This is a genomic window from Brevibacillus laterosporus LMG 15441 (assembly GCF_000219535.2).
GTDB classification, from domain to species: Bacteria; Bacillota; Bacilli; order Brevibacillales; family Brevibacillaceae; genus Brevibacillus_B; species Brevibacillus_B halotolerans.
The window spans coordinates 345761-352500 of record NZ_CP007806.1 but is presented as its reverse complement, the minus strand read 5'-3'; the positions used below and the strand labels follow the sequence as shown (position 1 = coordinate 352500).

Here is a 6740-nt window from a genome sequence, read left to right as displayed (position 1 = left end):
ATGTCAGAGGAACTACGATAGCTTTTTCCTGTTAGCTCTTTTACATCTCGAACATCTATGCTATTAACTAATGAAGATACAAACAAGTACACCTGTCCGCTGTCAATCTGATATTGTTTACATGCTTCTCTGGCAACCTTATCAATCATTTTATACCAAGCTTTCCCACGGTACCCACCCAAATGCGGAAACAGTTTAATAGCAAACATGACCTTCCCAGCTTTTTTCCCAATAATAAAGCCCCCATCCAGTTCAAATTCTATAACTGAACTATGCTCCATCAAAAAACGCAAAAAAACCAACTGAATTTGCTTAGAAAGGCGACAGGATGATTTTCTCTTTAACGCACACTCTCTTTTAATGATCTCTTCCTCTCGATAGACAGCTACAATGCGCTGAAATAATCTCATTTCCATCGAAAGATTCATTTTGTGCTTCAGCTTTGATTGGATCGCACTCCTCTTCTCCTCATCTAAAAGCTGAAGCAATCTTTCTAAGGCCTGAGCAATCCGTTTTAATTCCATATTCTCTTGGATACTTATCATTGCCATCTCTCCTCCTTAACGGATCCTGTAATTGTAAGACATACTCACTTGCCTCCCTATCCCTCTTACGACCTCCTCACGTACATTTCTCTTTTGATCGGAATCGATTTGCATGAACGATCTCTCTCATACGGGTGAATTTGACTTAAAACGCTACTTTTCTCTACCATGCCCAATCTCCACAAACCACCTCATTGACAGTCTCTCTTCTGCTGGGTAGTATATCCATGAAGATGCCACTATTTACAGAATAGAACGTCTTTCCTTAGGAGGGAGTCAGTTGAGTAACTTATCCAAAAAAAAGCTGGAAGCCGAAATCAGCGAAGCTTTTATTAAATTTCAAAGAGAGCTGATTGGACGTGGCCCCCAAGAAGCCAAAACATATATCGTCAGTGACATGATCATTTCTCGCTTTAAAGGAGTCCTTACTGTAGAGGAAAAGCATTTGTCTCATCATGAAAAAGGGCGCCGCGTTGTTAAACAAATGCGCGAAATCCTACGTGAAATGTACAGTCAGGAAACGGAGGCAATTGTAGAAAGAATTACAGGCCTTAAGGTTCTTTCCAGCCACAGCGATATCAGTACCAAAATGGGTGAACGGATCGAGGTATACGTACTGGACAAAGACCTAGAAAAACACCTACAAGATAATACCTCCAGCAATTAACAGCCTCTCCCATAAATGAACACTAAAATGTTGAAAGCACTCCTCCGCGTTATAAAGGAGTGTTTTCATCATCTTCAGCATTATCCAACAACCAGCGATACCCTCGATGCTTAGGACTACTGATAAACACATAATGTGCCCCTAATCTCCGATATAAAGCAGCATACCGTGGTAACTGTGTCATAACATATACGCGACAAGTACCCAAACTAACGAAAAATGCAATAACGCGAAACGAATCGTTCCATTCATCAGGAAACAAGTAAACCTGTTCAAACGAAGCAAGCTTTGTTTCTTCAGGAGCAAAGCCCTGTGTAGCCACTTGGCGAAACCCTTCTTTAGCCCTATTATTTCTCAATGCTTCCCGATAAAAGGCCACAATCTGCAAGCCATCTATTAGATTTCGATCTAACTCATGCTTACTAGCAATTTGAACAAAATCACAAAAAGCTTCTCCGCGGCCTACAATAAGTATACTTTTCATCCTGCTTTCGCCTCATTCATTCAAATCACTGTGTGACTGGATTATGATCCGCAACAACAAGAACATCCATATGGCGTATTTGCCTTAATAATTTTTGTACAACAGAGCCCGTTTTTATTTCTTCCCATCTCGTCCGAGCAGAATGGCCGATGATGACCTGCGTAACATTTTTACGATCCATCTGCATGACTAACTCACGAAAAATGTGTCTTCGTTCTTGTACTTGATAAATTTCAAAAGAACCACCCATGCGTTCCGTTAAATACCTAAGTTTGTCTAGTAAATCAAGCTCATCTGGAGTAAGGGGATTATGGTCCTGTACATACGCAACATACCAATCTGCCTTTAACCGATAAGCAATGCGAAATCCGCGTCGTATTAATCGTCCACTGTCTTCACGTAAATTTACACAGACAAAAATAGTCTCTTGTTTTCTCCACGGCCCGCGTAACGCCCCCTTACGCTCCCAAGACTCTAAACGCTCATCCACATCATCCGCCACTTCACGTAAAGCTAATTCACGTAAAGCAATCAAATTTCCAAGCTGAAAAAAGTGATTTAGCGACTGCTCTACCTTATCTAAGGCATAGATATTGCCCTCTTTCATTCTCTCTTGTAAAGCTTTAGGAGAAATATCCACCAGCTCAATCTCATCTGCATCGTGTAAGATGCGGTCAGGGACTGTTTCCCGTATTCGAATACCTGTGATTTGTTCAACACTATCCGTTAGACTTTCTACATGCTGAATATTCATAGTTGAAATTACAGAAATGCCAGCTTGCAGGATGTGCTCGACATCTTCGTATCTTTTTAAGAACCGGCTAGTCGGAACATTGGTATGGGCTAATTCATCCACTAGAACCACTTCCGGATTGCGCCTAATAATAGCTTCAGTATCCATTTCTTCCAAATATACATTCTTATAGAGCATCACCTTCCTCGGAATAATCGTTAGCTTCCCTATTTGCTCGTGGGTTTCTTTGCGCCCATGTGTTTCCAATAATCCAATTACAACATCTATCCCGCTGTGTAACAGCTCATTCGCCTCGCGAAGCATGGTGTATGTCTTTCCTACACCTGGCGCTGCTCCAACAAAAATTTTTAATTTGCCACGTTTTATTCGCTTAATCTCCTTTTCCATCTCCTCTGTCGAAAGGCGATGAAATGGATGAGGAACAAATCCACGATGGCGTTTAGCAGGGAGAACCCGTCCCCCACTGGTTGCCGAGCGATCTGCCACGATGAGGACATCTGTATTTTTGCTTTTGCGTAAAATCTTGTTAATAATCGACCCGTGCACAATTTCTTCCCATCTGCTTCGCTTGGATTGCCCCATGACAATCCGGGTAATGTTATGTTGCAAAGCGTACTGTACCATCTCTTTAGCAACATCACTATCCTTGGATAAAGAGACCTCTTCAAAGCTTGCACCCACTTTTTGGGCCAACGTAACCATTGAGCGTTTAAAGGTTTCCTCTTCCTTAGACATCATCCGTTTGTTATTACGAAAGCATGCGATAAGAAGCTCCGCACCTAAGCGTTTAGCTACTTGTTGTCCGCGACGAATCAAAATCGAACCATTCCAATGATACTGAACAGTAACCAGGATACGCTCACTCGCTCCAGACGGGCCAAGCATCCCCTGTTGTTCACGATATCTGTCTAAATCATCATTTACTTCCCCAGCCACGAAACGTAATGCCAATTCTCTTAGCACAGCCAAATTATCATGCCGATACAAACACTGATGCTTTGACGTAAGCTTAGACAACGCTTCTCCTTGACCAGATGAGTGAGGTAAAATCCTTCCCTCCTGCAATCTCTTAAGAATAACTTCCGGTGGAACATCCAAAAGCTTTACCTCATCCGCTTCGGCTAACGTCTCATCCGCGACACAATCGGCTACACGAACAGGCACCCCGGTTAGTCGTTGGGCTATGCCTTTCATTCCTTCGAGTTCGTAGATATTAAGCGTAGTGATCACACTTATATTGTGTTCTAACAGATAACGAACGTCCTCGATCCGAGTACGACGTACCGCTTCGGGTCGATTCCGATGCGCTAACTCATCCACCAAGACGACCTCTGGATCACGTCTAACGATTCCTTCAACATCGAGGTCCTCTTTCAGCATGCCCTTTTCATCCCAAACAATAGCAGGCATTACGTCGAAACCTTCCAGTTTCTCGTAATTTTTTCCTTGGTTAATGGCACGTGAATGAATCACACCAATAACCACATCTAAGCCTTTTTTCCGGAGTCGTTGTCCTTCTAACAGCATGTGGTAGGTTTTGCCCGAGCCACTAACCGCCCCCAGAATAATTTGCAAACGACCTTTATGGATTTCCGAAATAGAGCGCAAGATTTCCTCTGGCGTTTTTCGGCGAAAATCATCCATACTACTTCACCTGATCCAGTGCCATGTTTAACTCCAATACATTTACTCGTTTTTCACCAAACAGACCCAGCGAGCGATCCTCTGTGTGGTTGCGAATGAGTTGGTTAAGCTGATCTGTAGTCAAATTGCGCAAGGCTGCAATGCGCGCCACCTGAACACGAGCCGCCTCTGGTGTAATATGCGGATCAAGTCCTGAAGCTGAGTTCGTTACTAAATCTGCAGGTATTTCGGCCTGCACAATAGTCTGATTCGCAGTCAAGAAAGCTGCTACGTCCTTTTTCATTCGTTCCACTAATGCTGGATTGGACGGAGCATAGTTATTCGAGCCTGATCCAGCCGCGTTATATTCTATAGAAGAAACACGTCCAGAGAAGTATTTCGGGTCAGTAAATGATTGACCAATTAGCTTAGACCCTACGACCTTCCCAGCCGCATCCGTAATCAAGCTTCCATTTGCCTGTGCCGGCATTAACGCCTGAGCCAGACCCGTCATGAGCAAGGGATAGATAACGCCGCAGATCAATAACAGCACGAGACTGACTCGTATATTTTTTAACATGATTTCTCACCTTTTCGTTTATTAGTTTTTCTATTGCAAACCAACTACCACCAACAGCATATCCAATAGCTTAATACCGATAAAAGGAGCAATGATTCCGCCTAATCCGTAAATAAACAGATTGCGGGACAAGAGCTTGGTTGCACTCATAGGTTTATATGTAACACCCTTCATCGCTAACGGTATTAACAATGGAATAATGATCGCATTAAACAACAATGCTGATAAAATTGCGCTTTGAGGTGTGGCCAGTTGCATGATGTTCAACGCTTGCATCTGAGGAATTGCCACCATTAGCATCGCCGGAATAATGGCAAAATACTTGGCAATATCGTTTGCAATACTAAAAGTAGTAAGAGCTCCACGAGTCATAAGAAGCTGTTTCCCTATTGCCACTACCTCGATAATTTTGGTCGGATCAGAATCCAAATCAACCATGTTCGCAGCTTCTTTCGCAGCAATCGTACCGCTATTCATCGCTAATCCCACATCGGCTTGAGCTAGTGCAGGTGCATCATTCGTCCCATCACCCGACATCGCCACTAGCTTTCCTTCCGCCTGTTCCTTGCGAATAACCGCGATCTTGTCCTCTGGTTTAGCTTCTGCAATGAAATCATCCACACCAGCTTCGCGTGCAATGGTAGCCGCCGTTAATGGATTGTCACCTGTACACATCACCGTCCTGATTCCCATCCGCCGCAGTTCCTCGAAGCGCTCGCGCATACCTGCTTTTACCGTATCCTTTAAATAAATGACGCCCAATACTTGCGTACCATCTACCACTGCTAATGGGGTGCCTCCTTCCTTAGCCATTCGATTCGCTGTCGTGTCCAAATCGTTAGGAACTTGACCGCCTCTCTCTATAACATAGGCTTTAATGGCATCAACAGCCCCTTTTCTTACCACACGGCCATCTGAAAAATTAATACCGCTCATTCGAGTTTCCGCTTTAAATTCCACACCTTCTGTACCTGAAATGTGCCACTCTGATTCAGGAACTCCCATTTTTTTAGCTAGTTCTACAATAGAGCGCCCCTCTGGTGTTTCGTCATGCAAGGAGCTGTGCAGAGCTGCTCGATATAGCTCTTCTTGTTTTGAACCGCCTACTGCCACAAATTCTGAGGCCATCCGGTTGCCATACGTAATTGTCCCGGTTTTATCCAAAATAATGGTATTTATATCTCCTGCCGCTTCGACCGCTTTTCCTGACATGGCAATCACATTATATTGGGTAACCCGATCCATCCCTGCAATCCCGATCGCAGATAATAATCCACCAATGGTTGTTGGTATAAGGCAGACCAGCAAAGCAACCAAGGTCGCAACTGGAATCACTACATTTACATAAGAAGCAATTGGTAACAGTGTCGTACATACGATCAAAAAAATGAACGTTAAGCTTACCAAAAGAGTATGTAAAGCTAGCTCATTAGGAGTTTTTTGCCGTTTTGCTCCTTCGACCATACTGATCATTCGATCTAAGAAGGATTCCCCTGGATCTGCCGTCACACGTACCGTAATTCGGTCGCTAACCACGCGAGTACCGCCAGTAACCGAACTAAAATCTCCACCTGCCTCCTTGATGACTGGAGCCGATTCACCCGTAATAGCCGACTCATCGACTGATGCTACTCCCTCAATAATCTCACCATCGCTTGGGATTAGCTCATTGGTAGTAACGATAACAATATCGCCCTTGCGTAGCTCTGTGGAATTAACCACTTTTATGACTCCATTTTTTTGTAATAGATTTGCTGTCATATCCTGCTTACTTTTTTTCAAGCTATCAGCCTGTGCCTTACCACGCCCTTCCGCCAGAGCTTCAGCAAAATTCGCAAACAGGATGGTCACAAACAGAATCACGCTCACGATACTGTTGTAAAAAGCATTGGACTCGCCACCAAAGGCATTTGGCATAACACTTAAAATGAGGGTAATCACAAAGCCTATTTCCACCACAAACATGACTGGATTTTTAACCATCAACCGCGGGTTAAATTTCTTAAAGGCATCAATCATTGCCTGCCAAACTATCTCCTTGGTAACCAAGGATTTTCGTTGATTACTCATAGTGAAGGACTCCTTTT

Annotated in this window: 6 protein-coding genes (1 of these 6 cut by a window edge); 1 reads left to right on the top strand and 5 read right to left on the bottom strand. The window is 43.6% G+C overall.

Annotation, left to right across the window (positions count from 1 at the left end; translation table 11 throughout):
* Window positions 1-545, bottom strand: partial view of a hypothetical protein gene (locus BRLA_RS01785; protein WP_236867723.1) — the 5' portion only. The gene continues 235 nt to the left of window position 1, outside the view; only the first 545 of its 780 coding nucleotides appear in the window; its start codon is at window positions 543-545; its stop codon lies beyond the left edge, outside the window.
* 280 nt (window positions 546-825) lie between these two features.
* Between BRLA_RS01785 and BRLA_RS01780 the strand changes: the two genes are divergently transcribed.
* A complete protein-coding gene (locus BRLA_RS01780) occupies window positions 826-1212 on the top strand; it encodes a Na-translocating system protein MpsC family protein (RefSeq protein ID WP_003333597.1) in 387 nt (128 codons plus the stop codon).
* A gap of 49 nt (window positions 1213-1261) precedes the next feature.
* On the opposite strand, the gene BRLA_RS01775 is transcribed toward BRLA_RS01780, so the two are convergent.
* The 4 genes from BRLA_RS01775 to kdpB are packed head-to-tail and all read right to left on the bottom strand — an operon-like array spanning window position 1262 to window position 6723.
* Window positions 1262-1696: a hypothetical protein gene (locus tag BRLA_RS01775; protein WP_003333598.1), complete on the bottom strand. Its 435-nt coding sequence runs from the start codon at window positions 1694-1696 to the stop codon at window positions 1262-1264.
* 25 nt (window positions 1697-1721) lie between these two features.
* Window positions 1722-4094, bottom strand: a complete 2373-nt coding sequence (locus BRLA_RS01770) for a universal stress protein (protein ID WP_003333599.1) — start codon at window positions 4092-4094, stop codon at window positions 1722-1724.
* A 1-nt stretch (window position 4095) separates the two neighbouring features.
* Window positions 4096-4653 carry a potassium-transporting ATPase subunit KdpC gene (gene kdpC, locus BRLA_RS01765; protein ID WP_003333601.1) on the bottom strand — a complete coding sequence of 186 codons (558 nt, stop codon included), beginning with the start codon at window positions 4651-4653 and terminating at the stop codon, window positions 4096-4098.
* Window positions 4654-4683: 30 nt separating this feature from the next.
* A complete protein-coding gene (kdpB, locus tag BRLA_RS01760) occupies window positions 4684-6723 on the bottom strand; it encodes a potassium-transporting ATPase subunit KdpB (protein WP_003333602.1) in 2040 nt (679 codons plus the stop codon).
* Window positions 6724-6740 lie beyond the last annotated feature (17 nt).

What these genes read in the sequence shown, in the direction of transcription:
- kdpC (WP_003333601.1), bottom strand. Translation starts at nt 4,653, where the DNA reads ATGTTAAAAAATATACGAGTCAGTCTCGTGCTGTTATTGATCTGCGGC.
- BRLA_RS01775 (WP_003333598.1), bottom strand. Translation starts at nt 1,696, where the DNA reads ATGAAAAGTATACTTATTGTAGGCCGCGGAGAAGCTTTTTGTGATTTT.
- BRLA_RS01770 (WP_003333599.1), bottom strand. Translation starts at nt 4,094, where the DNA reads ATGGATGATTTTCGCCGAAAAACGCCAGAGGAAATCTTGCGCTCTATT.
- kdpB (WP_003333602.1), bottom strand. Translation starts at nt 6,723, where the DNA reads ATGAGTAATCAACGAAAATCCTTGGTTACCAAGGAGATAGTTTGGCAG.